Source organism: Nonomuraea sp. NPDC050022 (genome assembly GCF_044460705.1).
Taxonomy (GTDB): domain Bacteria; phylum Actinomycetota; class Actinomycetes; order Streptosporangiales; family Streptosporangiaceae; genus Nonomuraea.
Genome location: NZ_JBITKE010000014.1, coordinates 68,741 through 94,534 on the forward strand (window position 1 = coordinate 68,741; position 25,794 = coordinate 94,534).

At 69.6% G+C, this 25,794-nt stretch carries 30 protein-coding genes, 1 pseudogene and 1 riboswitch; of the genes and pseudogenes, 14 read left to right on the plus strand and 17 right to left on the minus strand.

Features of this window, described 5'->3' with window-relative positions; all coding sequences use genetic code 11:
* Window positions 1–90 precede the first annotated feature (90 nt).
* The 4 genes from ACIBO2_RS46020 to ACIBO2_RS46035 form a co-directional block, all read right to left on the minus strand.
* Window positions 91–555, minus strand: coding sequence for a hypothetical protein (locus tag ACIBO2_RS46020; protein WP_358548974.1), 465 nt, complete (start codon window positions 553–555; stop codon window positions 91–93).
* Between the two features lie 109 nt (window positions 556–664).
* A complete protein-coding gene (locus ACIBO2_RS46025; RefSeq protein WP_358548971.1) occupies window positions 665–1,600 on the minus strand; it encodes a hypothetical protein in 936 nt (311 codons plus the stop codon).
* Window positions 1,597–1,923 (minus strand): hypothetical protein, encoded by a 327-nt coding sequence (locus ACIBO2_RS46030; RefSeq protein WP_358548969.1) that lies wholly within the window; start codon window positions 1,921–1,923, stop codon window positions 1,597–1,599. The genes ACIBO2_RS46025 and ACIBO2_RS46030 overlap by 4 nt, the downstream gene beginning before the upstream one ends.
* Window positions 1,924–1,948: 25 nt before the next feature.
* On the minus strand, window positions 1,949–3,262 hold the full coding sequence (locus ACIBO2_RS46035) for a transposase (protein WP_358548966.1): 1,314 nt from the start codon (window positions 3,260–3,262) through the stop codon (window positions 1,949–1,951).
* A 53-nt stretch (window positions 3,263–3,315) separates the two neighbouring features.
* On the opposite strand from ACIBO2_RS46035, the gene tnpA reads away from it, so the two are divergent.
* Window positions 3,316–3,693: an IS200/IS605 family transposase gene (gene tnpA / locus ACIBO2_RS46040; RefSeq protein WP_397304328.1), complete on the plus strand. Its 378-nt coding sequence runs from the start codon at window positions 3,316–3,318 to the stop codon at window positions 3,691–3,693.
* Window positions 3,694–4,024: 331 nt separating this feature from the next.
* Window positions 4,025–4,732, plus strand: coding sequence for a peptidoglycan editing factor PgeF (gene pgeF, locus ACIBO2_RS46045; RefSeq protein WP_358548961.1), 708 nt, complete (start codon window positions 4,025–4,027; stop codon window positions 4,730–4,732).
* Between the two features lie 251 nt (window positions 4,733–4,983).
* Here the strand turns inward: pgeF and ACIBO2_RS46050 are convergent, their stop codons facing one another.
* Window positions 4,984–6,198, minus strand: coding sequence for an MFS transporter (locus ACIBO2_RS46050; RefSeq protein WP_358548959.1), 1,215 nt, complete (start codon window positions 6,196–6,198; stop codon window positions 4,984–4,986).
* 73 nt (window positions 6,199–6,271) lie between these two features.
* Here ACIBO2_RS46050 and ACIBO2_RS46055 point away from each other — a divergent pair, with 73 nt between their 5' ends.
* Window positions 6,272–7,114, plus strand: a complete 843-nt coding sequence (locus tag ACIBO2_RS46055; protein WP_358548957.1) for a LysR family transcriptional regulator — start codon at window positions 6,272–6,274, stop codon at window positions 7,112–7,114.
* 73 nt (window positions 7,115–7,187) lie between these two features.
* Window positions 7,188–7,475, plus strand: a pseudogene (locus ACIBO2_RS46060) (transposase family protein); the annotation flags it as partial.
* An 80-nt stretch (window positions 7,476–7,555) separates the two neighbouring features.
* On the opposite strand, the gene ACIBO2_RS46065 reads toward ACIBO2_RS46060, so the two are convergent.
* The 3 genes from ACIBO2_RS46065 to ACIBO2_RS46075 all read right to left on the minus strand — a co-directional run bounded on the left by ACIBO2_RS46065 (window position 7,556) and on the right by ACIBO2_RS46075 (window position 9,863).
* Entirely contained in the window at window positions 7,556–7,909 is a 354-nt protein-coding gene (locus ACIBO2_RS46065) for a hypothetical protein (RefSeq protein WP_397304329.1), read from the minus strand.
* A 26-nt stretch (window positions 7,910–7,935) separates the two neighbouring features.
* The gene (locus tag ACIBO2_RS46070) at window positions 7,936–9,003 is read right to left on the minus strand and encodes an ATP-dependent DNA ligase (protein WP_397304404.1); all 1,068 of its coding nucleotides are present in this window, start codon (window positions 9,001–9,003) and stop codon (window positions 7,936–7,938) included.
* A gap of 137 nt (window positions 9,004–9,140) precedes the next feature.
* A complete protein-coding gene (locus ACIBO2_RS46075) occupies window positions 9,141–9,863 on the minus strand; it encodes a pyrimidine reductase family protein (RefSeq protein ID WP_397304330.1) in 723 nt (240 codons plus the stop codon).
* A 224-nt stretch (window positions 9,864–10,087) separates the two neighbouring features.
* Here ACIBO2_RS46075 and ACIBO2_RS46080 point away from each other — a divergent pair, with 224 nt between their 5' ends.
* The gene (locus ACIBO2_RS46080) at window positions 10,088–10,492 is read left to right on the plus strand and encodes a hypothetical protein (RefSeq protein ID WP_358548948.1); all 405 of its coding nucleotides are present in this window, start codon (window positions 10,088–10,090) and stop codon (window positions 10,490–10,492) included.
* A 190-nt stretch (window positions 10,493–10,682) separates the two neighbouring features.
* On the opposite strand, the gene glgX is transcribed toward ACIBO2_RS46080, so the two are convergent.
* Window positions 10,683–12,788, minus strand: coding sequence for a glycogen debranching protein GlgX (gene glgX / locus ACIBO2_RS46085; protein ID WP_397304331.1), 2,106 nt, complete (start codon window positions 12,786–12,788; stop codon window positions 10,683–10,685).
* 33 nt (window positions 12,789–12,821) lie between these two features.
* Window positions 12,822–13,247, minus strand: a complete 426-nt coding sequence (locus ACIBO2_RS46090; protein WP_358548943.1) for an OsmC family protein — start codon at window positions 13,245–13,247, stop codon at window positions 12,822–12,824.
* A 153-nt stretch (window positions 13,248–13,400) separates the two neighbouring features.
* Between ACIBO2_RS46090 and ACIBO2_RS46095 the strand changes: the two genes are divergently transcribed.
* Both ACIBO2_RS46095 and ACIBO2_RS46100 read left to right on the plus strand, forming a co-directional pair.
* A complete protein-coding gene (locus ACIBO2_RS46095; RefSeq protein ID WP_358548938.1) occupies window positions 13,401–13,958 on the plus strand; it encodes a sigma-70 family RNA polymerase sigma factor in 558 nt (185 codons plus the stop codon).
* On the plus strand, window positions 13,958–14,854 hold the full coding sequence (locus ACIBO2_RS46100) for a maleylpyruvate isomerase family mycothiol-dependent enzyme (RefSeq protein WP_358549295.1): 897 nt from the start codon (window positions 13,958–13,960) through the stop codon (window positions 14,852–14,854). The genes ACIBO2_RS46095 and ACIBO2_RS46100 overlap by 1 nt, the downstream gene beginning before the upstream one ends.
* 89 nt (window positions 14,855–14,943) lie before the next feature.
* On the opposite strand, the gene ACIBO2_RS46105 is transcribed toward ACIBO2_RS46100, so the two are convergent.
* Window positions 14,944–16,290 carry an ankyrin repeat domain-containing protein gene (locus ACIBO2_RS46105; protein WP_358548936.1) on the minus strand — a complete coding sequence of 449 codons (1,347 nt, stop codon included), beginning with the start codon at window positions 16,288–16,290 and terminating at the stop codon, window positions 14,944–14,946.
* A gap of 161 nt (window positions 16,291–16,451) precedes the next feature.
* Between ACIBO2_RS46105 and ACIBO2_RS46110 the strand changes: the two genes are divergently transcribed.
* Window positions 16,452–17,156 (plus strand): DUF1707 domain-containing protein, encoded by a 705-nt coding sequence (locus ACIBO2_RS46110; protein WP_358548933.1) that lies wholly within the window; start codon window positions 16,452–16,454, stop codon window positions 17,154–17,156.
* Here ACIBO2_RS46110 and ACIBO2_RS46115 read toward each other — a convergent pair.
* Window positions 17,139–17,549 (minus strand): nuclear transport factor 2 family protein, encoded by a 411-nt coding sequence (locus tag ACIBO2_RS46115; RefSeq protein ID WP_358548930.1) that lies wholly within the window; start codon window positions 17,547–17,549, stop codon window positions 17,139–17,141. The two genes, ACIBO2_RS46110 and ACIBO2_RS46115, sit on opposite strands and share 18 nt — an antisense overlap.
* Window positions 17,550–17,635: 86 nt before the next feature.
* Between ACIBO2_RS46115 and ACIBO2_RS46120 the strand changes: the two genes are divergently transcribed.
* Window positions 17,636–18,196, plus strand: a complete 561-nt coding sequence (locus tag ACIBO2_RS46120) for a TetR family transcriptional regulator (RefSeq protein WP_358548927.1) — start codon at window positions 17,636–17,638, stop codon at window positions 18,194–18,196.
* A 3-nt stretch (window positions 18,197–18,199) separates the two neighbouring features.
* On the opposite strand, the gene ACIBO2_RS46125 is transcribed toward ACIBO2_RS46120, so the two are convergent.
* The 5 genes from ACIBO2_RS46125 to ACIBO2_RS46145 all read right to left on the minus strand — a co-directional run bounded on the left by ACIBO2_RS46125 (window position 18,200) and on the right by ACIBO2_RS46145 (window position 21,775).
* Window positions 18,200–19,009: a sirohydrochlorin chelatase gene (locus ACIBO2_RS46125; protein ID WP_397304332.1), complete on the minus strand. Its 810-nt coding sequence runs from the start codon at window positions 19,007–19,009 to the stop codon at window positions 18,200–18,202.
* 8 nt (window positions 19,010–19,017) lie between these two features.
* Window positions 19,018–19,746 (minus strand): phosphoadenylyl-sulfate reductase, encoded by a 729-nt coding sequence (locus ACIBO2_RS46130; RefSeq protein ID WP_225289346.1) that lies wholly within the window; start codon window positions 19,744–19,746, stop codon window positions 19,018–19,020.
* Entirely contained in the window at window positions 19,743–19,913 is a 171-nt protein-coding gene (locus ACIBO2_RS46135; RefSeq protein ID WP_358548921.1) for an Insertion element protein, read from the minus strand. The genes ACIBO2_RS46130 and ACIBO2_RS46135 overlap by 4 nt, the downstream gene beginning before the upstream one ends.
* The gene (locus ACIBO2_RS46140; protein ID WP_358548918.1) at window positions 19,910–21,583 is read right to left on the minus strand and encodes a nitrite/sulfite reductase; all 1,674 of its coding nucleotides are present in this window, start codon (window positions 21,581–21,583) and stop codon (window positions 19,910–19,912) included. Before ACIBO2_RS46140 ends, ACIBO2_RS46135 begins: the two co-directional genes overlap by 4 nt.
* A 108-nt stretch (window positions 21,584–21,691) precedes the next feature.
* Window positions 21,692–21,775: a putative leader peptide gene (locus tag ACIBO2_RS46145; RefSeq protein WP_311132608.1), complete on the minus strand. Its 84-nt coding sequence runs from the start codon at window positions 21,773–21,775 to the stop codon at window positions 21,692–21,694.
* A gap of 242 nt (window positions 21,776–22,017) precedes the next feature.
* Between ACIBO2_RS46145 and ACIBO2_RS46150 the strand changes: the two genes are divergently transcribed.
* From ACIBO2_RS46150 to ACIBO2_RS46170, 5 genes are all read left to right on the plus strand, one after another.
* Window positions 22,018–22,794 carry a TIGR03084 family metal-binding protein gene (locus ACIBO2_RS46150; RefSeq protein WP_358549292.1) on the plus strand — a complete coding sequence of 259 codons (777 nt, stop codon included), beginning with the start codon at window positions 22,018–22,020 and terminating at the stop codon, window positions 22,792–22,794.
* A 33-nt stretch (window positions 22,795–22,827) separates the two neighbouring features.
* Window positions 22,828–23,202, plus strand: a complete 375-nt coding sequence (locus tag ACIBO2_RS46155) for a YccF domain-containing protein (protein ID WP_358548915.1) — start codon at window positions 22,828–22,830, stop codon at window positions 23,200–23,202.
* Between the two features lie 90 nt (window positions 23,203–23,292).
* Window positions 23,293–24,198, plus strand: coding sequence for a YihY/virulence factor BrkB family protein (locus ACIBO2_RS46160; RefSeq protein ID WP_358548912.1), 906 nt, complete (start codon window positions 23,293–23,295; stop codon window positions 24,196–24,198).
* A 14-nt stretch (window positions 24,199–24,212) separates the two neighbouring features.
* Window positions 24,213–25,088, plus strand: a complete 876-nt coding sequence (locus tag ACIBO2_RS46165; RefSeq protein WP_358548909.1) for a serine/threonine-protein kinase — start codon at window positions 24,213–24,215, stop codon at window positions 25,086–25,088.
* Complete coding sequence (locus tag ACIBO2_RS46170) at window positions 25,036–25,650, plus strand: hypothetical protein (RefSeq protein WP_397304334.1); 615 nt, start codon at window positions 25,036–25,038, stop codon at window positions 25,648–25,650. The genes ACIBO2_RS46165 and ACIBO2_RS46170 overlap by 53 nt, the downstream gene beginning before the upstream one ends.
* A gap of 45 nt (window positions 25,651–25,695) precedes the next feature.
* Window positions 25,696–25,777: riboswitch (ZMP/ZTP riboswitch) on the plus strand.
* Window positions 25,778–25,794 lie beyond the last annotated feature (17 nt).

Below are 25,794 nucleotides of genomic sequence, written 5' to 3' on the forward strand. Positions count from 1 at the left end.
ACCGGCTAGCGGGCACTGCGGTGCGCCGGGTGCCCATCGTGATCGCAGAAGCTGCTGTGACCACGATGGGCAGGGTTTGGCGACCGGCGCTCAGCCGTCGATCCGGCTGATGGTGTACATCTGCGGGGTGGCGCCGAGCTGGGCGCGCAGTTGCTGGCCGCTGCCCACGTTGGAGGCGGGCTTGTGGTCGCTGATCACTACCGGCCGTGCGTCTTGCCACCATTCGCATTGGTCGCCGCCGCCCACGAACCTCCACCGCTGGCTGGAGGAGCCTACGGCGCAGACGTAACCGTCGCTGGAGTCCAGCCAGTAGCCGGCGTAGGGGCCGTCGTCGATTTTCATCAGGCAGCTCCAGCCGCCGTCCTCCTCTTGACCGTCTACCACGCGGAAGCGCGCCTGGGCGGAATCGACGGCGCCCCAGCACAGCCACTTGGTGTCCACCAGACGCGAAGGGTGGCCGACGGCGGACTGTGTGCCGTACGCGAAGTCCAGCCGGCTCTGGGGGTGTAGCTCCGTGCCCCGGTAGATGGAGAACCGTCCTTGTGGAAGTCCCATAGATTCCTCGCTAGCTACTTTGTGCATTCATTCATGTTCAGAGAGTAGCTACCCAGGATCGGAACGGGCCGCACCCAGGCGAGTGGGGCAAAGTGCCAGGTGGCCGTCATTATGGCTGTGGGATGCCGAGGTCCGAGGGGGATTGGGCCGAGGTGGAGGGCTTGGCGAGGTCGGGGTCGAGTTGTTCCAGCAGTCGCTGGACCAGTGCCGCTCGGCGTACTCGCTCCCGGCCCAGCTCGCGGGGCACCGCGCCGAGGTGGGCGCCGGACGGGTAGATGTTCGGCGCGTTCCGCAGGCCCATCTTCAGGTAGACCGGGGCCGTCGCCCGGACGATCTCCACCGCCTCGTAGAAGCGGACGAATCCGCCCTGGTCATCGGGTACCTCCAGATACAGGTCGATCGGCAGGCCGGTGGCGGCGCGGATCTCGGCCAGGTGCGGGACGGTCAGGTCGGTGCCGACGTTGAGCGTGCTCGCGCCGAGCCGTTCCAGGATCGTGGCGGTGGGGCCGTTGGTGAGCGGCAGGAGCACCGAGGTCTTCAGCACCAGGGAGGACGGGAGCGCGCCGTCGGCCTTCATCGTCGTGAGCACCTCCAGCGTGCCGAGATCGCCGACGAGCAGGCTGCGGATGCCCAGCTCGCAGGCCCGCAGCGCATCGGCCACGCAGGCGGCGACCATCGCGTTGCCCCTGGCCGCGGCGCCGACCGCCTGGGTCACCTTGGCCTGGCCGCCGGTGTCCCAGGCGGCGCGCGGGCCGAGGAACAGGTTGATCTCGATGCCGCGCTCGGCGCCGATACGCGCCATGCGGGTGATCTCCGCGTCCGACAGCATCATCACGCCGCTGCCCTGCGAGGTCCGGTGCACCGGTACGTTCAGGAGGTCCCCCTCCGCGACGACGGCCTCCAGGACCTCCGGCCCCTCCACGCTGGGAATCTCGAACCGGTACGGAGCGCCGTCCGCGAACCGGGACACGGAGGGCGCGGGGGCGGTCACCACCGGATGTCCCAGGCGAGCCATCAGGGCGTGCAGGTCGGCAAGGGTGGTCATCGGCTCTCCTTGAAGATGATCTCGGCGTGGCCGAGAGTGGTGCGGCGGCCCTGGTCATCTTCGCCCCATAGTTCGAGCTCCGCCCGCTCGCCGTCGGCCGAGACTACGCGGCCGCGGCAGGTGTGCGGGCGGTCGCGGAAGTCCATGCCCCGGTAGCTGACCTCCAGTACGGTCAGGCGGCCGCGCCCGTTCAGCCATCGCGTGACCAGCCGGCCCCGGTAGGCGGCCTTGAGCAGGCCGTGGACCGCCAGGTCCGGGTGGCCGAGCGCGTGGGCGAAGTCGAGTCGAGGTCGTAGTGCATGTCTTGACGTGCTCCTCCACATAAATTATGGAGGGTTCCTGTGCTGCTTACGCAGCAGCTCGCGGCGCGGGTGCGGGCGAGGCTGTGGGACAGGATGCTTGACGCTTCACCGGCCCCGCTATCGCGGAGTCTCCACGTCCTGTGACCGCCCGTCCGGCGGCAGAGTTGTACCGATGAAGCTGGTTTCTGGCGGCGTTGGTATCAGCGTTGCCGATCCATCCGCACGCCAGGTTCTTGCACGCGAACCGCGACTGCGTTTCGCGTGATCCTTTCGTGGTGGTGTGGCAGCGGTGGCACTCCTGGCTGGTGCCGCGCGGGTCGACCTTGGCGACCAAGCCGCCGCGGTCGGCGGCCTTGTAGGTCAGCAACTCCACCGTCCGGCCCCACGCCTGACCCGCGATCGAGCGGTTCAGGCCCCGCTTCTGGGCGACGCCACGCCCCGGCTGCTGCATGGTCCCGGACGCCGAGGCCATCATGTGGGTGATGTTCAGGTCTTCGACCACGATCGCGCTGAACCGCCGCGCGAGGTCGGTCGTGCGCTGGTGCTGCCAGTCGACGGCTCGGCGCTTGGCTGTCGCGCGGAGCCGGGCGATCTGGTCGTAGGTGCGGCGTTCCCGGTTGGAGACCGGGTCGCCTTTGCCGCGGCTGGCACGCTGACGGGCGCTTTTGCGCTCCAGACGCAACAGCCGCTCGCGCTGCCCACTGGACAGCCACGGGCCGTGCCGAAGGTGTCCTCCGGTGGACAGGGCCAGGGGGACCGCGATGCCCCGGTCCATGCCGGCCTTCGGCCCGGTGTGCGGCACGGGGGCGGCGACGAGCAGTTCGGTACGGAAGGCGATGGTCCACCCGTGGGCTTGTTTCACCAGGCGAGCCCCGGTGATCCTGCCGTGAGGGCCGCTCTTGGTGAGGCCGGGCAGGTCTTTGGTCCACCGGAACTTCACCCGCCCGAGTTTGGGCAGGTTCACCGCGCCCCACCTGCGGTTGATCCTGGCGATCTGCAGGTCGCGGGATTGGGGGACGTCCACGGCCATCCGAGACCGCAAGCGGTCCTTGAACGTCGGGCGTTCGGCCGGGTGGTCGGGGTTGAAGAAGTTCGCCCACGCCTGCCGGTAGATCTTCAGCACGGCCTGCGCGGCCTGAGCGGGCAGCAGCCCCATCCACCCGATCTCATGGCGGGCCTGCCGAATCGCCGCGTCGCACTCCTTCAAGGACGCCAACCGGCCCTGACGGAAGGTCGCGAACTCATGAAGCAGGTTCCACACGGCACGCGCGGTGTGGGCTTGGCCGTCCAAGACGGCTGCCTGCCGCTTGTCCAACGCCAAGCGCGCCACGTGCGCACGAGTCCGCTTCACCTTCTCCACGCACTGATCATATCGTTTGGTTTATGTCACCGCGATGAAATTCGAACCCCGAGGTGAGAAGGGGGCGACATGTCGTCTATAACCTCCATGCTCATGTGGTGCTCGTGACAAAGTACCGGCGTGGGGTGTTCACCGACGAGATGCCGATCCGCGGCGACCAACTCATGCGCCAGGTATGCGCCGACTTCGAGGTCGAACTGCGCGAGTTCAACGGCGAGCACGACCGCGTCCACCTGCTGGTCCACCACCCAACCAAGGTCACCCTGTCCAAACTCGCCAATTCGCTGAAAGAGGTCTCGGCCCGGATACTTCGCAAGGAATACAGCGTGCTCGGACATTTCTGGTCTGGCGCCTATTTCGCCGGCTCGGTCGGCGGGGCGCCGCTCACCATACTCACGGAATACATCGAGCAGCAGAAACAACCTGTCTGAGTGAAACTGCCGACAAACCTGAAAGATCAGGGCACCCTCGCGCCCTGGCGGGCACTCCCATATGAGCCTTCACCCCCGGCGTGAACACCGGAGCACTGGCCCACATTCTGGTAGAAGTCGCCCGAGGCGCCAGCGTACTCCACGAGCCTGTGCAGCGTGGTGGTCTCCGCCAGGGGTGGGATATTCGTCATGAAATGGCCAAACACAAACCCTACTGGCAGGGACACTGACGGGACCACCAGCGGTGGAGCCTCGGCGGGCCGTGCCATCGGCTCGGCGGGCGGGCCCGTCAGGAGGCCGGTCGTCGGCGGCCGGGGCCTAAGATCGGAGTATGGAGCTGGCCCCCGGAGTGCACGTCGCCATCACCGATCGCCACGGGGGCGTGAGCGCCGCGCCATACGCGTCGCGCAATCTTGGCGGGCTGGTCGGAGACGACCCCGAGGCGGTGCGCGCCAACCGGGCGGGTGTCGCGGCCGAGCTGGGTGTGCGGGCCGTCGTGTTCATGCGGCAGGTCCACAGCGCCGACGTCGCCTACGTCAGCGAGCCGTTCGGCGACGACGCGCCGCCGCTCGACGGCGTCTTCACCACCGAGCCACGGCTGGCACTCGCCTCGCTGGGCGCCGACTGCCCGGCCGTGCTCGTCGCCGACCCGGTCGCGCGCATGGTGGCCGCCGCCCACTCCGGACGTCCGGGCACCGAGGCGGGCATCGCGACCGCCCTGGTCGAGGCGATGACGGCCAAGGGCGCGGCACCCGCGCGCATGGTGGCGCTCATCGGACCCGGCGCGTGCGGCCGCTGCTACGAAGTGCCCGCCGACCTGCGCGAACGGGTCGCGTCCCGGGTGCCGGAAACTTGGTCGACCACCTCGTGGGACACCCCCGCGTTGGACCTGCGGGCGGGCATCGAGGCTCAGCTGCGTACGGCGGGCGTCGCCGACGTACGACACGACGCCCGGTGCACGATCGAGTCGCAGGAGCTCTACTCCCACCGGCGCGAGCAGCCGGGCGGCCGCTTCGCCGGCCTCATCTGGCTCACCTGACCGCCGCCGCCCACCAAGCCCCTCACCGCTCTGGGACCTGCACCTCCCCGGAGATCTGCGCCCTGCCCGAGCCCTGCGCCCCTTGGGACCCGCACCCCCTGGGACCCGCACCCCCTGGGACCCGCACCCCCTGGGACCCGCACCCCCTGGGACCCGCACCCCCTGGGACCTGCGCGGCCGAGGGCCATGTTGTGGAGGTGTGCAACGCCGAGCATGGCCTGAGAAGGCCCAGCCACTGGACGGCAGGCAGATCATCGCGTGTCCGAGGCCTCGATGAAGCTGGAATCGCTGCGCACCGACCGCGTTCGGTTGGGTGAGCACCGGGACAGCAGCCATCCCATCAGCGCGGCGGCGAGGCCGGCCAGGCCGGCCGCCGCGAAGCCGCCTGCCGGTCCGGACGTGTCGATCACCCCGCCGACGATCGGGACGCCGAGGGCGAAGCCCGCGCCCAGCGCCGAGGACTGCAAGCCTGTCGCCTCACCGCGCACGCTCGCGGGTGCGAGCCGGCTCACGGCGTCGGACAACGCGGAAAGAGTCGGTGCGGCAAGCAGCCCCGCGCCGCAGCCTGCCACACACAACCAGCGCCAATCGTGGGCCAGTCCGGCGGGAATGGTTACCAGCCCGAGCAGGCCGAGCAACAGCCAGGTGGGCAGCGGTCGCGGGAGCGCGCCGTACAGGAGCCCGCCGGCGATGGAGGCCGCGCCGTACACGGCCACCACGACGGCGCCCCAGGAGACCTGACCGGCTTCCTTGAGAGTGGCCACGATGGCCAGGTCGGTACCGTTGAGCACGATCGTGGCGCCGAACGCCATCACCAGCACCGCGATCATTCTCGGGCCCAGCCACTCTCGGCGACGGGGGCGGTCGGCTGGGTCGGCCGGCGCCTCGTCCTCAGCCCGCAGCGGGGGGTTGAGCAGGGCGATCCCCGCTCCGCCCGCCACGATCGCAGCGCCGACGCCCCAGGCCACCACGCCGGAGGGCAGTTGTGCCGCGCAGAGGATCACGATCGGCGGGCCCACCATGTAGGACAGCTCGCCCTGTACCGCTTCCAGCGCGAAGGCGGCCCGGCGCTGTCCCGCCTTCGTCATCGCGGCGATCGCCTGCCTGGTCACCATCGGGGCCGGCACCATCAGCAGACCTGCTGTGAAGGCGGCGGCCAGCAGGGTCGTGTACGGCAGTACCGCGACGCCCAGCCAACACGCGACCTGAACCACGACGGTGATCAGCAGCACGATACGCGCGCCTCGCCGGTCGATCATGCGGCCCAGCAGCGGACCGCCCAGCGCCAGACCGGCGGTCATGGCCGCCGCGGCTCCTCCCGCTGCCGCGTAGCTCATGCCCAGGCCCAGAACGACGTACATCGTCAGCGCCATCCCGGAGGCCGTGATCGCGGTGCGGGCGAGCAGCGAGACGCCTAGCAGCGATGCCATCCCGGGCACGGCGAGCACCTGCCGGTATCGAGTCACCCGCGTGACGCTAGCTCCCATCATCTGGCAATAGGAAGTAGCCATATGATTGGAGCCGATATAATGAATTTTTATGGCCAGGGATCTAGAGATCGCCCTGCTGCGGTCGTTCGTCACCGCTGTGCGGGCGGGCAGCATCAGCCGCGCCGCAAGCGCGCTGGGGCAGAGCCAGCCCGCGCTCAGCCAGCAGTTGCGCAAGCTTGAGAACACCGTCGGCAGCCCCCTGCTCCTCCGGTCCACGACCGGCGTCTCGCCGACCCGCGCGGGTGACGAACTCCTGCCATACGCGGAGCGCATCCTCTCGCTCTCCGCGCAGGCACTCACCGAAGCCGGCCGCGCACTGACCGGCCACTGCGGCGTCGGGTTGCTCGAAGACCTCGCCGCGTCCCAGCTTCCGCAGGCCCTCGCCGACCTCGCCCGGCTGCATCCAGGCGCGACGCTTGAGGTGCTCAGCCTCTCCGGCGACGCGAGGCGCGAGGCGTACGACGCGGGACGCGTCCAACTCGTGCTCGACGAGGCGGCGGACGTCCCCGGCCGGCCTCGCTGGACGGTGCGCCGACCGCTGGTCTGGGCGGTTGGCCAGGGTGTGGACTTGGCTGCCGATCCGCTACCCGTGGTGCTGTTCTCGGGCCCGTGCACATGGCGTGCGTCGGTGCTGGAAGGGCTGGAAGCTGCCGACCGCCGCTGGCGGGTGGCGTTCGAGAGCAACAGTCTCGTCGGTGTGCTCGCCGCGGTGCGGGCCGGGCTCGGCGTTACGGCGGTGCTGCCCGGGAATCTCGAACCGGCCATGGCGTGCCACGACGCGGACGCCCTGCCCAGCCTGCCGGACATCGAACTCGGCCTGGCCAGGCACCCGCGGACCGAAGGCGATCCGCTGGTCGATGCCGTGGAGACCGCGCTACGACGCATGGTCTGAGCGGCGCCGCCCTCTGCCCGTCGAGTGCCGCTCGAATCTGACCGACCCCCTCGGTGCCCAACCGCCGCCCGTCGAGTCAGGTGTCGACCGGGCCTGCCATGGTGTTCCCACCCTCGCTGATGGCGGCTACCAGGGCACCGGGCTGCTCATCCCGCACCGCGAAAGACGAGGCCAACAGCGTCTGAGTCCGCAGCAGGAGGCCGAAAACGCTGTCCACCGTCGGGCCCGGGCACGTGTCGAGCATGCCCTGTCGCGCCTCAAGAACTGGAAGGTCCTGCGGGACTGCCGACTCAAGGGCAACGGCGTTCACCTGGCCATGCTCGGCGTTGCACGCCTTCACAACATGGCCCTCACGGGATAACCCCAACTCCATACGGGACAACTTCTGCACCCGGGAACGGCCGGGCAGGACCTACGCCCGGCATGGGCCGGGCGGCTGGGTCAGCCCTTGCCGTTGCCGTTGCCGGAGAAGATCCCGTTGACCACGATGATCGCGAACCAGATCGGCGCGATCACCCACATCTCCTTCTGCCCCATGATCACGGCCAACGTCAGGATCGTGCCGAGAGCCATCGAGACGATCGCCAGAGCCAGCCGATGGCCGTCGGCCGGACGCTGCTGTTGCTGCTTGGCCTTCTTGCCCTTGGGGTCTGCGGCGGCGAGCCGCTCGTCGACCCGCCGGTCGACCTCCTGCCCCATTTTGTCGAGGAACGACTCGACTATCGCATCCTCGAAATCGGGACCGAGGTCCCGTCGGGCGCCCACCGCCGCCCGCAGCTCATCACCGGTACTCATATGTCGAGATATAACGGGATAAAGGGCTATCGGGCAAGGATATCGTCAAGGTTGTACAAAACCGGCCTCTCTAGCTGCTCGTACGTACACGATTCCGGTGTGCGGTCCGGCCGCCACCGCCGCCACTGCGCGGTGTGTCGAAACCTGTCGCCTTCCATCTGGTCATAAGCCACCTCGATCACCAGCTCCGGCCGGAGCGGGATGAACGACAGGTCCTTCTTGGCGTTCCAGCGCGACACCGCGCCGGGCACCCGCTGCCCGCCGGTGGCGGGTCCGGCCGTCGGCTGCCCGACGGTGGCCGCCGCCTGCTCGGCCCAGTGGCCCCAGGGATGCTCGCCCAGCTCGGCGACGTACGGCTTGAGCTCCTCGACCAGCTCGGCCCGGCGCGCCATCGGGAACGACGCCGCCACGCCCACGTGATGCAGCCTGCCGTCGTCGCCGTAGAGGCCGAGCAGGATCGAGCCCACGATCGGCCCGGTCTTGTGCTCACGGTAACCGGCCACCACCACGTCGGCGGTGCGCTCGTGCTTGACCTTGAACATCGTGCGCTTGTCGGGGATGTACGGCTGGTCGCCGGGCTTGACGATGATGCCGTCGAGCCCCGCCCCCTCGAACATCTCGAACCACTCGCCCGCCTGCTCGGTGTTGGTCGTGACCGGGGTCAGCCGGATGGACCTGCCCTTCTCCGGGAAGATCTGCTCCAGCCGCGCTCGCCGCTCACTGAACGGCGCCTCCATCAGCGACTCGTCGCCCAGCGCCAGCAGGTCGAAGGCCACGAAGGACGCGGGCGTCCGCTCCGACAGCATCGTGACCCGCGACTTCGCCGGATGGATGCGCTGCTGCAGCGCGTCGAAGTCGAGCTGTGACCCCTGCGGCAGCACGATCTCGCCGTCGACCACGCACCTGTCCGGCAGCTCCGCCCTGACCGCCTCGACCAGCTCGGGAAAGTATCGGGTGAACGGCCGCTCGTTGCGGCTGCCCAGATAGACCTCGTCACCGTCGCGGAACACGATGCACCGGAACCCGTCCCACTTCGGCTCGTAGAACAGCGTGCCGTCCTGCTGGGGCATCTTCTTGACCGGCTTGGCCAGCATCGGCGCCACCGGCGGCCGCACCGGCAGATTGGGCACCGGCTCCGGCTCTTCTGCTACCGGCGCTTCGACCGGTGCTTCGACCGGTTCCCCGGCTGCCGCCTCGACCGGTGCCTCGGCGGGTGGTTGGGTGGGTTCGGTCATGTCGTCGACTCCCTCGTGTACTTGCAGAAGAGGACCCCCTCCTCCTCCAGCACCTGGCTGAGCCGCAGCTCGACCTGTGCCGCCTCGCCGTTGAGAATGCGCGCCGCCCCGCCCCCGACCAGCAGCGGGCTGATCGACAGGCAGAGCTCGTCGATCAGGTCGGCCGCCGCGAGCTGCCCGTTGAGCCGGGGGCCGCCCTCGCACAGGATCTGAGTCAAGCCGCGCTCGTGCAGCTCGCGTACGGCCACCGACATGTCGACCTGGTCGCCGCCCGCCACCACGACGTCGGCCACCTGGGCGGCCTCGGCGCGGAGCTCGGTGGGCGCGGCCTCGCACGTGATGACGATCGTCTTGCTCACGGCCTCGGTGAACAGCGGACTGCCCAGATCGAGGTCGAGCCGGCGGGTGACGACCGCGAGGGGCGGAGCCGGCGGCCGGTCCCCCCGCAACTCCTTCCAGGAGTCACGTGGCTTGACCGCGCCGTACCCCTCGGTACGCACGGTCGCGGCGCCCGCCATGACCACGTCGGCCAGCCCGCGCAGGATCCGGAAGATCCGCCGGTCACCCTGGCTGGACAGCCCACCTGACAGGCCCTTCAGCCAGGCGGCTCCGTCGGCGCTGGCGACCATGTTGAGGCGCAGCCACGGCCGGTCCGCCGGGTAGGCGTAGGCCTGCTGAATGTCTGGATCGTCCTGAATGTCGGGATGGATGCGACGCACTCCTCTACCTTGGCACACGCCTCCGACAACCAGCCGACGAAGGACCCGCGACGACGGCGCCGCGGCCCAGACCGGGCACTCGACGGCGGCGCTGCGGGCCCAGACAGGGGGACTGGCCGCCCGGACTGCGCCCAGGGATAGCACTTTGGCGTATCTAGGGACGTACGCAGCGTGACGCGCATAACGTGGCGGCAGGGGAATCGGGCACTTGAGGGGAGAGCCCAGTGGGGTTGGTCGCCGCTGTTACATGGCTGTTCACCGCGCTCGTGGGGATCTACCTGCTCTACCTGTGGCTGTCGGGGGGTGGGCTGCGGCAACAGGCGGCGAAGGTCACGCGCTTTCCGGTGGCGCTGATCTTCTCCCATCCGGTGCTGGGGGTCTCGGCGCTGGCCTGCTGGGTGGCCTTCCTGCTCACGGGCAACCGCGCGCTGGCATGGACGGCGTTCGGAGTCCTGGCGGTGGCGGCCCTGCTGGGCTTCGTGATGTTCACCCGCTGGCTAGGCGCGGGACGCCACGCACGGGGCGCGGAGCGACGCTTCCCGCTTCTCGCGGTGCTCCTGCACGGTTTGGCGGGCGTGGCCACATTCGTCCTGGTCATCCTCACGGCGAGCGTCGCGGGCCTGCTCTGAGATCCCGGCAGCCCTGGCGCTTTCCAGGGCGGCGGCGGCATGGGGTGCGGATAGGAGGCCCCGGTCTCACCGTCTCGTCACGGCGCCGGGCCACCTCCACCGGAGGAGCGTCCCCCTGGACAGACGCCGACCCCGTGCGGCGGGTGGGGCTCACCGTGCCTGCCGTAAAGAAGGCTCGTAAAAACAGCCCTTAAGAAAGCGGACGCTGGAGCACATGCATGCTGCGGGCGGTCACCGTCACCTGGGAGGAACAGGCGTATTCGCCATCACAAACCCCCTTGTCGTCGGTGTCCAGGATCGGCAGCCAATGGTCGCCGAATTCACCGCCCGGCAGTGTGAACGTCATGTCCTCATGGTGGGCGTTGATCAGCAACAGGAACGAGTCGTCCACGATCCGCTCACCCCGCGTCCCCGGCTCCGTGATCGCCTCGCCGTTGAGGTAGACCATCAGCGACTTGGCGTAGCCGATGTGCCAGTCTCCGGCCGTCATCTCCGTGCCGCCCGGCGTGAGCCACACCAGGTCGCGCCGGCCGTCGTCCGGGTGGCGGCCGTGGAAGAAGCGGCGGCGCTGGAAGACCGGGTGCTCGCGCCGCAGCCGCGACAGCTTGCGGACGAAGTCCAGCAGGTCGGACTCGGTGTGGATCTGCGACCAGTCGATCCAGGCGAGCTCGTTGTCCTGGCAGTAGGCGTTGTTGTTGCCCCGCTGCGTGCGGCCGAGCTCGTCGCCGTGGGAGAGCATCGGCACGCCCTGCGACAGGAACAGCGTCGTCAGGAGGTTGCGGCGCTGGCGGTGGCGGAGCCGGACGATCTCGGGGTCCTCGACGGGCCCCTCCGCGCCGCTGTTCCAGGAGCGGTTGTCGTCGGTGCCGTCGCGGTTGTCCTCGCTGTTGGCCTCGTTGTGCTTGCGGTCGTACGACACCAGGTCCGTGAGGGTGAAGCCGTCGTGGCAGGTCACGAAGTTGATGGAGGCGACGGGCCGGCGGCCCGAGGAGGCGTAGAGGTCGGCGGAGCCGGTCAGGCGGGAGGCGAACTCTGGCAGCGCCGAGTGGGTGCCACGCCAGAAATCTCGCACTATGTCGCGGTATTTCCCATTCCACTCCGTCCACAATGGCGGGAAATTTCCGACCTGGTAGCCGCCGGGGCCGACATCCCACGGCTCCGCGATCAGCTTCACCTGCGAGATGACCGGATCCTGCTGGATCAGATCGAAGAAGGCGCTCAGCCGGTCGACGTCGTGCAGCTCGCGCGCCAGCGCCGCCGCCAGGTCGAACCGGAACCCGTCGACGTGCATCTCCAGCACCCAGTAACGCAGGGAATCCATGATGAGCTGGAGCGCGTGCGGCGACCGGACGTTCAGTGAGTTGCCGCAGCCGGTGTAGTCGAGGTAGTAGCGCCGGTCACCGTCGTGCAGCCGGTAGTAGGCCGAGTTGTCGATCCCCCTGAACCCCAGCGTGGGCCCCATGTGGTCGCCCTCGGCCGTGTGGTTGTAGACCACGTCGAGGATGACCTCGATGCCCGCCTCGTGCAGCGCCCGCACCATGGCCTTGAACTCCAGCACCTGCTCGCCCCGCGTGCCCGCGCTGCTGTAGCGGCCGTGGGGGGCCAGGTAGGCCATCGTGTTGTAGCCCCAGTAGTTGGTCAGCCCCCGCGCCACCAGGAAGTGCTCGGGCATGTACTGGTGCACCGGCATCAGCTCGATCGCCGTCACCCCGAGCGAGAGCAGGTGGTCGATGATCGCCGGGTGCCCCACGCCCGCGTACGTGCCGCGCTGCTCCTCGGGCACCGCCGGGTGGCGCATGGTGAGCCCCCGCACATGCGCCTCGTAGATCACGGTCTCGTGGTACGGAGTGCGCGGCGGCCGGTCGTTGCCCCATTCGAAGAACGGGTTGATGACCACATTTTTCGGCATGAAGGGCGCGCTGTCGGCCGAGTTGAGCCGCGTCGGATCGGTGAAGTGGTACGGGAACAGCGATTCGTTCCACGTCAGATCACCGTCGATCGCCTTGGCGTAGGGATCGAGGAGGAGCTTCGCCGGGTTGCACCGGTGCCCGTGTGACGGCTCGTACGGGCCGTGCACCCGATAGCCATAGCGCTGCCCCGGCGCGATGCCCGGCAGGTAACCGTGCCAGACGAATCCATCGACTTCCGGCAGATCCACGCGTTCTTCGGAGCCGTCATCGTGAAAGAGGCATAGCTCAACTCGCTCGGCCACCTCGGAGAACAGTGAGAAGCTGGTGCCCACGCCGTCCCAGGTGCCGCCAAGTGGATAGGGCTCGCCCGGCCAGACCTCGCGCATGTGACCCAATTGTCGCACGCGATCGCGGTCCCGCTAGAGGAGTTCGGCGTTGAGGCTGATCGTCGTGCCCGTCAGCGCCTTGCTCACCGGGCAATTGGCCTTCGCGGTTTCCGCCGCCTCCTGGAACTGCTCGGCCGTGATCCCGGGCACCTGCCCCTTCACGGTGAGAACGATCCCGGTGATGCCCTCACCAGGCTGGAACGTCACGTCCGCGTTGGTCTCCAGCGACTCCGGGGGCGTGCCGGCGCCGGCCAGGCCGTGCGAGAGCGCCATCGAGAAGCAGGAGGAGTGGGCGGCCGCGATGAGCTCCTCGGGCGAGGTCTTGCCGCCGGCGTCCTGGGACCTGGACGCCCAGGTGACCTCGAACGTGCCGACGCCCGAGGTGTCCAGCGACACCGTCCCCGACCCGTTCATCAGCGCGCCCTTCCACTGAGTGGTGGCGGTGCGAGTGGTGGCCATAGTGGTTGCTCCCTCTGATCGTAGGAATTCCGACCCTATCGCGCGCCCGACAAAGTTCTGCGGCTCGGTCATCCGTGTGCACTTTTCCGGCGAATTAATGACATGCTCGGGTCGCGGCGCACCCGCCGCCTTGGTCCGGATCACGGGAGTGTGGTGCCAGTGGAGGCACCGTACGACGACCGCCTGCTGCATCAGCGGGTGGTCGGCGGCGACGAGGCCGCGCTCGGGGAGGTCTACGATCGGCTCTCCTCGCTGATCTTCGGTCTCGCCCTGCGTGTCACCAGGGACCGGGTGATCGCCGAGGACATCACGCAGGAGGTGTTCCTGGTCTTCTGGGAACGGCCGCTGGCCTACGACCCAGATCGTGGCACCCTGCGCGCGTGGCTCGCCACGATCGCCCACCGCCGCGCGGTCGACCACGTACGGGCCGAGGAGCGCAGGCGCGTCTCCGCGCTGGGCCCCCGCCTGTACGAACCCGAGCCCGCCAGGCTGGAGGACAACGTGCTCGCGGCCGACGAGGCCAAGCGGGTACGGCAGGCGGTGACGGCGTTACCCGACGGCCTGCGGGAAGCGGTCGAACTGGCCTACTACGGTGGGCGGACATACCGCCAGGTGGGCGAGGAGCTGGGCGTGCCCGAGGGCACGGCCAAGTCGCGGATCCGGCTGGCGCTACGCCGCCTGGCAGACGCGCTGGCAGAGGAAGAGGTGTGATGGAGCCCGTCGAGCGTCTCTACCTGGACGCGCTGATGGAGGACCCGGCCGTACCGGAACGTTCCCTGCGGCCCCAGCTCCTGGCCGGGGCCAGGGCCCGGCGCCGGCCCGCCGCGCCCACCGCCCCCTGGGCGCAGCCGTACGCCGGGCGCGTCGCCGCCATGGACGCGCTGCTCGCCTCCGCCGTGGAGGACGACTGGTCACGGGTCATCGTCGAGGGCTGGACGCTCCAGGAACTCGTCGCCCACCTCGCCGCCAAGGACGGCCTGCTGGCGGCCTCGGTCGGCGCCCCCGTGCTGGGCCCGGCCATCGGCGCGAACGACTCGCTCGGCCGTACCGCCGACGTCCAGAACTACGAGCGGGCCCGCAGCCCCGAACAGACCAGGCGCGACTGGCGCGCCCAGGCCGACGCCCTCTGCCGCCACCTGGCCGACCTCGACCCCGGCACCGCCGCGCACCTCGACGGCCTCGACGCGCCGGTGTCCGACCACATCCTGGCCCGGTGCCTGGAGACGTGGGTGCACGCCGACGACGCCGCCCGCACCGGCGGCCTCCGGCTGCCCGACCCGATCCCCGAGCACATCCACCCGACGGCCGACCTGTGCGCGCGGCTGCTGCCGTGGACGATGCTCCTGTCCGGCCTGGACGGCAGCGGGCGCACGCTCCTGCTCACGCTGACCGGGCCGGGGGGAGGGGAATGGCACGTTCCCCTCGGCGTGACGGACGCCGCCGACGGTGGCGGCGTCCCGGACGCGCACATCACGGCGGACGTGGTGGGGTTCTGCTTCCTGCTGGGCGGGCGGGGCGACCCGGGGTCCTTCCCCGCCGCCCTCGAAGGCGACCTCGCCCTGGCTCACGACGTCCTCAACACCGCCCCGGCCCTTTCGGGCCCCTGACGCCCGCTTCTCCGCAGGCGGTCAGGGCCGGGCCGGTGTCACCACGTCCCAAGGATCCGCGGCGTCAGAGCCGAGTCCGTGTCACGTCCCTACTGCGGCTGGGTCTGGGTGACCAGGTCCCTGGCGTACTCGTCGTCGCTCTCCGCCAGCACCCGCTTGACGCCCTGCTCGGCCCGCGGGTCGCCCCGCTCGGCGAGCCCGCGCGTGGCCTCCGCCACCGTACGGAAGTCGGCGTCGTCGAGGCGGTCGGCGAGTGCCTCGCGGATCTGCGGCGTGTCGGCCTTGAGCGAGGCCAGCCCGGCCGTGGCCCAGTCGCGGACCTCGGCCTCGTCGTCCCGCGTCATGCCGATCAGCAGCTCCAGCCCCTCCTCGTGGTCCGGCGGCAGCACGTCGGCCAGCGCGATCGCGTCGGTCATGGTGCGCTGGTGATCCGGACGGCCGATGATGTCGAGCACCTGCGGCAGCGCCCGGGGGTCGCCCTGGTGGCCGAGCGCGGCCAGCACCGAGCGGAGAACCTGCGCGTTGCCCTCCGTGGTGGCCATCTTCTGCAGCAGCGGCAGCGTCTGCTCAAGGTAGGGCTTGTCGTCGTCGGCGAACCCGAACTGGGCGATCGCGTCGACGCCGAACTCCCGCTCCCTGGCGTCCTCGCTCACGCACAGCCCGGCCAGCACCTCGTACGTCTCGTCGTCGGCCCGCTTGCCCAGCGAGTCGGCGACGATCCACCACGTCTCGGCGTCCTCGTCGGTGTCGCGGTGCGCCAGGGCCCGCGCCACGAGCTGGTCGGCCGGGGCGTAGACGCCGGTGACGTCCTCCAGCAGCGTCGCGATGGCGGCGTGGCCGCGCTGCGCCTGCACCTGCTCGGTCTGCTCGCCGTCGGGGGAGCGCCCGGCCACGGTGACGAGCTCGGTGCCGTCCTTGGCGAACTGGCGCGCCACGACGTACTCCCAGTCGTCCTGGCCGATCTGGTCGAGCAGCGCGCTCTCTAGATGCACGCCCACCCAGTCGACGGCGATCTCGTGCGGGGTGTCGCCGTCTCCGTCGTACTTGGTGGCGTCGGCCCCGCTGTCCAGCAGCAGGCGTACGACGCCCAGGGCGCCGCGCCTGGCCGCCAGCGTGAGCGGCGTGTCGCCGACGTCGTTGGCGGCGTCGATCTCGGCCCCCGCCTCGACGAGCAACTCAGCCGTCTCGGCGTGTCCCTTGGCCGCGGCCCAGAGCAGCGCGGTCCAGCCGCCGCTCTCCCGGCCGTTGACGTCGGCCCCGGCGGCCAGCAGCAGGCCCGCGACCTCGGCCCGGTCCCAGGCGGCCGCCGCGCAGAGCGGCAACCCGTCTTCGTCGCCGGCGCTGGCCTGGTTAGGGTCGGTGCCACCGGCGAGCAGCTCGCTCACCTTCTCCGACTCGCCGTTCAACGCGGCCCGGTAGAGCTGTTCCTCATGCATGACTGGACCCTAGCTTGGATCGGGCTCCGGCCGTGTCAGCCCCTCGGAAGCGCCATGAGCAGTTCGCGGGGGGGAGCGGTTCGCGAGGTGAGCAGTTCGGAGTATGACTGTTCCTTCTCCGGGAGGATCCCGATCGTCCAGAAACGCGATATGTTGCGAGTATGACTGACCCTGGCGAGGTTAGGGCCTCGGACGCCGAACGTGAAGCCGTCGTGGAGCAGCTCCGCGTCGCCTCGGTCGACGGGCGGCTGACGCTCGTCGAGCTGACCGACCGCACCGAGGCCGCCTACACCGCCTCCACGCACGCCGAGCTGGCCATGCTCGTCCAGGACCTGCCCGCCTCGGGCGCCGTGCCCGTGCCACCGGTCCATCAGGAGGGGCCCGCGCGCAAGCGGCGCTGGTTCGTCGGCGTCATGGGCGACTCCAAGCGGCGCGGCACCTGGCGGATCGACCAGGAGCTGGGCGCGGTCGCCGTCATGGGCGACGTGCTGCTCGACCTGCGTGAGGCCGAGGTCCGCACGAACATCGTCGACATCATGGCCGTCTCGGTGATGGGCGACGTGAAGATCATCGTTCCCGACGGCGTCAACGTGGACCTCGACGGCATGGCCATCATGGGCGACAAGCGGGTCGACGTCCTGGAGGCGGCACCGGGCACCAACGCACCGGTCATCCGGGTGCACGCGTACGCGGTCATGGGTGACGTGAAGGTGATCGGCGACTCCCAGGCGCAACCGCTGCGGCGCGGCCTGGCGGCATGGCGTGAGCAGTGGCGCATGCTGCACGGCGACGAGTGGCGCAGCATGCGCAGGCAGCTCCGCGACGACCACCGCAGCATGCGCCGCGATCTACGCCGGGGCTACTGACGAACCCATCACCGCCATCAACGGCAGCGGGTTGATGTAGTCGCGATAGTGCACGACAAGTCCGTCACGCACCCGGATCACGGCGATGACCCGCTGGGTGAACGGCGCGCCGGTGGCGGCGACGTGGCCATGGACGGTGTACTCGACGATGACCACCTCGGGATCGGCCGTCTCGTGGATCACCACATCGACGTGCCTCTCGAACTCGATCAGCCGCCCACCCGTGGCCATGAACGCCCGGATCTCGTCCCGCCCGTCGAGGGTCTCCGGGACGCCCTCGGGTCGATAGGGCCACTCGATGACCCCGTCGGGGGCCATCAGCTCAACGAACCCCTCCATGTCCGCCGACAGGCTCGTCTCCAGCACCCGCTCGGCCACCTCACGTGCGTTCACGGCCACTCCTCGTTCGTTGAACGTGCGTTCATTGAACAACCGTAGAACGAAGTCGGTGATTCGGTCAACGCCCGTACAATGAACCGGTGTCCGACGAGAAGCCGCGCCGCACCCGAGCCGAGCAGCGCCGCGAGACCGAGGCCCGCATTCTCGCCGCCGCCCGTGCCACCTTCGCCGAGCTCGGATACGAGCGCACGACGATCCGGAACGTGGCGTCCGCCGCGGGGGTCAACGCGGGGCTGGTGATGCACTACTTCGGCAGCAAGGAGGAGCTGTTCTCGCGCGCCGCCAAGCTGCCGGACGAGGAACTGCCGGTGGGGCATCCGGCGGAGGCCCTGCTCACCTCGCTGCGCCGGCGGCTCGACGACGAACCGGTCGCGTCACTCGTCGTGCTGCGTTCCGTGCTCACGCACGCGGAGGCGTCGGGGGAGTTCCGAGCGGCGGCGGCGACCTGGCTCGACCGGATGAGCGCGGCCATCCCGGCCGCTGACGCCGGGCTGCGGGCGGCGCTGATCAGCGCCATCATCAACGGGGTGGTGATCGATCGTTACCTGCTCAAGCTGAGCTCCCTGGCGGACGCGCCCGCCGACGACATCATCGCCCTCCTGCGGCCGTGCTTCGAAAGCTTGGCGGGCGAGACGCGCTGACGTCTACGAGGCCGCCGCACCGGCCGGGGCGCGGGCCGCGCTGTCATAGCGCTCCAGGAGCACCTCGGCCAGTTCAGGAGCCGGGCCGAGCACGTCGGCGACCACGTCGGCGCCCGCCTCAAGGGTGCTGCGCCGCACCTTGTCGGCGAAATAGCCGGGCGCCAGCAGGTACGGCGCGACGGCCACCCGGGGCGCGCCCGCCTCGCGGAGGAGCGCCACCGCCTGCGCGGGCGTCGGCTCGGCCGCCGACGCGTACGCCGCCGTCACCGCCCACCACCCTCCAGTGGTACGCGGGTCCGCGGACAGCCCGCGCGGGAAGCCCGTCGCCCGTGACCAGGAGCGCGCCATCCCGGAGACCACCGCGTTGGCCCGCGAATCACTCGAACCCGCCGACACGAGCACGACCGCCGTGTCCGGATCGCCCGGCGACACCCCGGCCTCCGCCAGCCGCCGTTCGAGCGTCGCCAGGAGCAGCGGGTGCGGCCCCAGCGTCGCGCCGTAGCGCACGCGCAGCCGCGGGTCGCGCGCCCTGGCCTCGTTGAGCGCCGCGGGAAGGTCCACCCGGCTGTGGTAGGCCTCGGTGAGCAGCAGCGGCAGCACCACGGCCGCCTCCAGCCCGCTCAGCGCCTGCCCCAGGGACGGGGTCGCGTGGTCGAGGTACGCCGTGCGCACCGGCAGTCCGGGCCGCGCCAGCCGTACCTCGTCGAGCAGGGCTTCCACGGTCGCGGCGGCGCGTGGATCGCGAGACCCGTGCGCCACCGCGACCAGTGGGATGTCCTGGCCCGTCCCGTCTGCCAACGGGACGGGCCACATGCTGGGGGTTACAGGTGAATGCCGCATTCGACCTTCCCCAGCCCCGCCCAGCGGCCGCTGCGCGGGTCCTCGCCCTCCGCGACCTGCCGGGTGCAGGGGGCGCAGCCGATCGAGGGGTAGTTGTCATAGTGCAACGGGTTGATCAGCACCCCGTTGTCGGCCATGTAGTTGTCGACCTCGTCCTGGGTCCACCTGGCGATCGGGTTGACCTTGACCATCTGCCGCTTGGCGTCCCACTCCACGACCTTGGTGTCGGCGCGGGTGCTCGCCTCGTCGCGGCGGATGCCGGAGATCCACGCCAGGTACGGTTCGAGCGCCCGGTTGAGCGGCTCCACCTTGCGCAGGTAGCAGCACAGGTCGGGATTGCGGCCGAACAGGCGCGGCCCGAGCTCGCGTTCCTGCTCCTCCACCGTGCGCGACGGCTGCACATTGATCACATTGACGTCATAGACCTGCTGGACCGCGTCACGGGTGCCGATCGTCTCGGCGAAATGGAACCCGGTGTCGATGAACAACACGTCCACCCCGGGCTTGACCCGGCTGACCAGGTCGATGAGCAGCGCGTCGCTCATCGAGGAGGTCAGGCACAGCCGGTCGCCGAACGTCGCCGCCGCCCACCGGATGATCTCGCGGGCGGAGGCGTCCTCCAGGAAGACCGCGGCGGACTCGACGATGTCCTGCAGGTCGAGCGCGCCGCGTTGCTCTCTTAAACCGACCTCGATGTCGACGAGTGTCATATCTTCACTCCGATTCCAAGAAACTTCAGCTTGAAGGCGCGGGCGCAGGACCGGCAGTACCAGCCGCCGTGCGCCGCGGGTTCGGGCGCTTCGGGGTCGCCCTCGTAGGGCTCGAGGTCCTCGTCGCCGCAGTAGGGGCAGTGGAAGGGGACGGCTCGCGTGGTCATCGCAGGTCCGCCTCGTCCGCTCGCTGCACCCAGTCGGCGAAGGCCTCGCCTTCCTTCTTCTGGGCGTCGTAGTGCGTCACGACCCGCTCGACGTAGTCGGGCAGGGCCTCGGCGGTGGTCTTGAGTCCGCGTACCTTCCTGCCGAAGCCGGGGTTGACGCCCATCGAGCCGCCCAGGTGGATCTGGTAGCCCTCGACCTGCTCCCCGTGCTCGTCCACGACCAGCTGGCCCTTGAGGCCGATGTCGGCGACCTGGATGCGCGCGCAGGAGTTGGGGCAGCCGTTGACGTTGATGGTGAGCGGCTCGGCGAAGTCGGGCAGGCGCCGCTCCAGCTCGTCGATGAGGTTGGCGGCGGTGGCCTTGGTCTCGACGATGGCCAGCTTGCAGTACTCGATGCCGGTGCAGGCCATCGTCTGGCGGCGGAACGTCGACGGGTTGACCTGGAGGTCGTTGGCCTCCAGCTCGGCGACCAGGGAGTCGACCTGGTCCGGCGCGACGTCGAGGATGACCATCTTCTGCTCGACCGTGGTGCGGACGCGGCCGGAGCCGTGCCGCTCGGCGACGTCGGCGATCACGTGCAGCTTGTCACCGTCGAGGCGGCCGACCTTGGGCGCGAAGCCCACGTAGAAGTTGCCGTCCTTCTGCGGGTAGACCCCGACGTGGTCGCGGCGGGAGCCACGGGGCGCCTGGGGCGCGGGCCCGTCGGGCAGCGCCTCCTTGAGGTATTCGGTCTCCAGGACTTCCCGGAACTTCTCCACGCCCCAGTCGTTGACCAGGAACTTGATCCGAGCGCGGTGCCGCAGCCGCCGATACCCGTAATCACGAAATATCCCGATCACACCGGCCCAGACGTCCGCCACCTGCTCCGGCCGGACGAACACACCGAGCCGCTTGGCGAACATCGGATTGGTGGACAGCCCCCCGCCGACCCACAGGTCGTAGCCCTTCTCCCCACCGGGCAGCTCGACACCCACGAACGCCACGTCGTTGATCTCGTGCACCGTGCAGTGCGACGGGCATCCGCTCAGCGCCGACTTGAACTTGCGCGGCAGGTTGGAGTAGGCCGGGTCGCCGATGAACCGCTCGTTGAGCACGTGGATCTCGTCGGTCGCGTCCAGCACCTCGTCGGTGTCGATCCCGGCCAGCGGGCAGCCCAGGATGACGCGCGGGGTGTCGCCACACGCCTCGGTGGTCGACAGCCCGACCGCTTCGAGCCGCGCCCAGATGTCGGGCACCGACTCGATCTCGATCCAGTGCAGCTGGACGTTCTGCCGGTCCGTCAGGTCGGCGGTGCCCCGGCCGTAGTCGTTGGAGATCTCGGCGATGACCCGCAACTGCGGGATGCTCAGCTGGCCGCCGTCGATCCGCACCCGCAGCATGAAGTAGCGGTCGTCCAGCTCCTCGGGCTCCAGGATCGCGGTCTTGCCGCCGTCGATCCCGGGCTTGCGCTGGGTGTAGAGGCCGTACCAACGCATCCGGCCCCGCAGGTCAGCGGGGTCGATCGAGTCGAAACCACGCTTGGAGTAGATGTCGATGATGCGTTGGCGGACGTTGAGGCCGTCGTCGTTCTTCTTGTTCTCTTCATTCTTGTTCAGCGGCTCCCGGTAACCGAGAGCCCACTGGCCTTCGCCGCGCGGGCGTTTGTGATGCCGGCTGGCAGGGGTGCTCATTGCGCGTCCTTCGGTTCATGGGCGCGCGCAGGCTTCCTCCCGCCTCATCATTGAGGGCAGGGGTGAAGGAGGAGATTTGCGACGCGCGCAACGGAGAAAACGGGTGGGTTAACGGGCGTCGCAACAGATGGCACTGCGGACACGCTGAAGATCGACGTGTCGTCGACCGACAAGCATGGGGTCCGCTGGCATAGTTCGAAGATACGCTAGGTATCCGGTATGTCCAAGACTGGGTCCAGACTGTGGACGCTCTTCACCCCTGACGGGGCCAGTCCAGGTCCGACTCGGCCGGCTCCTCCGCCTGCTGGTGCTGGCAATCGCACCAGGATCCGCCGCGACATTCCTCGTGGCGCTTGTCCTTGCACTTCTCGCAGATCACCCTTGCATTATTCCTCGTAGAACCTTGTTCGGTTAGGCTGGCGCCCGTGGACCTCATGGGCGAGTTGCTGAGCGACCTGCGTGCGGAGACCGCGTCACTCGACGAGCTGTTACGGCCCCTGGAGGCCGGAGACTGGGAGCTCGGCACACCCGCCGAGGGATGGGCGGTGCGTGACCAGGTGAGCCACCTGGCCTGGTTCGACGAGGCCGCGCGCACCGCCGTGACCGATCCCGACGTCTTCCGGGCGGCGGCGGCGCACTTCACCTCCACCGATGACCTGGCCGCGGAGTTCCGCGGGCTCGCCCCCGACGAACTGCTCGAATGGTTCCGTACGGCTCGTGCCCGCAGCATCAAGGCGTTCACCGGGCTGTCCGCCCGTGACCGGCTGCCCTGGTACGGGCCCGACATGTCGGCCGCCTCCTTCGTCACCGCCCGGCTGATGGAGACCTGGGCGCACGGCCAGGACGTGGCGGACGCGCTCGGCGTCACCAGGGAGCCCACCCCGAGGCTGCGGCACGTGGCGATGATCGGGTTCAGGGCCATGCCCTTCGGTTTCGCCGTACGGAATCTGCCCCTTCCGTCGCGACCGGTGCGCGTGGAGCTGACCATGCCCGACGGGACGCCATGGACGGCGGGGCCCGAAGAGGCCGCCGACACGGTCCGCGGGCCGATGCTGGACTTCTGCCTGCTCGTCACCCAGCGCGTCCACCGCGACGACACCGACCTGGAGATCACCGGCGAGACCGCCCGCGCCTGGATGGAGATAGCGCAGGCGTTCGCCGGACCACCCGGTAAGGGTCGATCAGGGAAAGGCCAGGGGCATTCCCGATGATTTGAGAGGCAGCCCCGGTGACATGCTGTAAGCATGCGGACAATCCTGAACGTCATCTGGCTGATCTTCGCCGGTGTCTGGCTGGCCATCGGCTACGCGATCGCCGGCGTCATCTGCTGCATCCTGATCGTCACGATCCCGTTCGGCATCGCCTCGTTCAGGATCGCGGCCTACGCGCTCTGGCCGTTCGGCCGGACCGTCGTGCGCGACCCCGACGCGGGGGCGCTCTCCACGATCGGCAACGTCATCTGGCTCGTCTTCGCGGGCATCTGGCTGGCGGTCGGGCACGTGGTCACCTCGATCCCGTTGTTCCTCTCGGTCATCGGCATTCCGCTGGGCATCGCGAACCTGAAGCTCATCCCGGTTTCGCTGCTCCCGCTGGGTGCGCGCATCGTCGACGTCGACTAGGGCAGTGCCCGGGGGACGTAAGCTGTCCCGAAGAGTCACTGCTAATAACCGTTGGGTGCCATGACGTCCACCGATGCGCCTAGCCGGTCGATGAGGAGGCGACTCGCCTCCAACGCCCGTGCCAGGCTGAACTGGGTGCTCGACACGAACTCGTGGGCGACCGTCCGCGCGACCACGAACGCGGGAGTCACTTACCGCGTCACGGGCCTCGCGGGCGAGGCGGCCTTCTTCGCGCTGCTGTCCCTCCCGCCGTTCGTGCTGGGACTGATCGGGGTACTGGCCAAGCTCGGCACCTGGCTGGGGCCCCAGGTTGTCGTGCAGGTGAAGACCTGGGTGATCGACCAGGCCGGGCTGCTGTTCACCGACGACGCGGTGCACAAGGTGGTCAACCCGCTCATCACCGACGTCCTCAGCGACGACGCCAGCAAGGTGTCGATCATCTCGGTGGGCTTCCTGCTGTCGCTCTGGTCGGGCTCCCGGGCACTTTACGTCTACGTGGACCTCATCTCCGTCTCCTACGGGCTCGGCGAGGAACGCGGCATCATCAGGACCAGGCTGATGTCGTTCGGGCTCTACGTGATCGGCCTGGTCATCGGGATCATCGTGATGCCGGTGCTGGTCATCGGGCCGACGCTGCTCAAGGACGCGCTGCCGGGGGAGTACGGCGTCCTCGTCGACCTGCTGTACTGGCCGGTGGTGGTCATCGGCTCGGTGCTCTTCCTGACCGTGCTCTACCACGTGAGCGTGCCGGTCCGGACGAAGTGGTACCGGGAGCTGCCGGGGGCGATCCTGGCGCTGTTCCTGTGGATCGTTTGTGCCGCCGTGCTGCGGGCCGTGCTCGCGGCGTGGTTCTCGCCAGTGTCCGTCTACGGCTCGCTGGCCGCGCCCATCGCGCTGCTGCTCTGGCTCTACATCACCGCGCTCGCCGTGCTGATCGGAGCCATCCTGAACGCCGAGGTCGATCGGCTCTGGCCCGGCGCCAGTCGTACCAAATAGGGAATAATCCCCCAGTGGACGCACAGCGGAGAGTCGGTCCCTACACGCTCGTCAGGAAGCTGGGCGAGGGTGGCATGGGGTTCGTCTACCTCGCGGAGGACCCCACCGGCAGGCGCGTCGCGCTGAAGACGATGCGGCCCGAGCTGGCCGCCCGTGAGGAGTTCAGGCGCAGGTTCGGCAAGGAAGCCGAGGCCGCCAGGCGGGTCGCCAGGTTCTGCACCGCCCCCGTGCTCGACGCCGGGTTCGAGGGCGGGACCGCCTATCTGGTCACCGAATACGTCGAGGGCCCCGACCTGTCCGGCGTGGTCGTCCGGCAGGGGCCGCTGACCGGGTCGAACCTGGAGGCGCTGGCCGTCGGCGTGGCCACCGCGCTGGCCGCGATCCACCAGGCAGGGGTCGTGCACCGCGATCTGAAGCCGTCCAACGTGCTGCTCAGCGCGGTCGGGCCGCGGGTCATCGACTTCGGCATCGCCCAGCTCGCCGACGCCGGGGGAGCGCCCGTCACGATCGCCCAGAGCATGGGGACGCCCGCGTACATGTCGCCTGAGCAGGCCAAGGGCGAGCAGGTGACGTCGGCGAGCGACATCTTCTCGTGGGCCGCTCTGGTGGCGTACGCGGGCGTCGGCCGGCCGCCGTTCGGGTCCGGCGGGGTCGCCGAGGTCGTCTACCGGGTGATCAACCACGCGCCGGTGCTCGACGGGCTGGACGAGCGGATCAGGCCGCTGGTCGAGCGGGCGCTGGACGTTCGAAGGCCCGTCCGCTGGTCCGGAAGGTCTGTCCGGTGGGATGGTGGCTGGTTCGTCCGCCGGGGTGGTCAAGGGGCCGTCCGCTGGAGCCTTGGAAGGCCCGCCCGCTGGAGCGCTGGAAGGCCCGTCCACTGGGGCCGGTGAAGGGCCGCCCGCCGGGACGGGTGAAGGGCAGTCCGGCGGGAGGCGGGCTTCTGGGCGGCGCCGTTGGCTGGGCCCGGTCGTCGCCGCCGCGCTCGCGGCCGTCCTCGGCGTGGCCGCCACGCTCGCCGTACTGCGCCCGTGGCAGGAGAGCGTCGCCGAGCCGGGCACCCCCGCCGTCACCCGCACGCTCGACGCCCTGGACACCACCTTCCAGGTGCGCATCGACTCCCTCGTGCGGCAGGGCACCACGGCGCGCCTGCAGTGGACGGTCAAGAACGTCGGCACCAAGAACGCGCCTCTGTACGACAGGTTCGGCGCGAGCACCCTCGACAACACCGTGTCGAGGATCAGCATCGTCCCTCCCGGCGTGGGCAAGCCGTTGTACCCGGCCAGGAAGGACAACGCCTGTCAGTGCGCCGAGGTCCCCACGGCCTCGTTCGGGGGCGGTATGCAGCTTCAGCTCTGGGCCGTCTTCGAGGGCCTGCCCCAGGACGCGGAGCACGTGGACGTGAACCTCGGGCCGCTCGGAACGATCAAGAACGCGGCCCTCTCATCTGCCTGATCACCTGATCCGTGCCCGGTCCCCCCTGCCCGATCCGCTATCGTCTAGAACGTCGCGACTGGCGCGTTAGGTGGGGCGAACCACCAGGGAGCGGAAGGGCAGAAGGCCGTGCGCCTGGGTCTTCGCACATTGTCAACGATGACA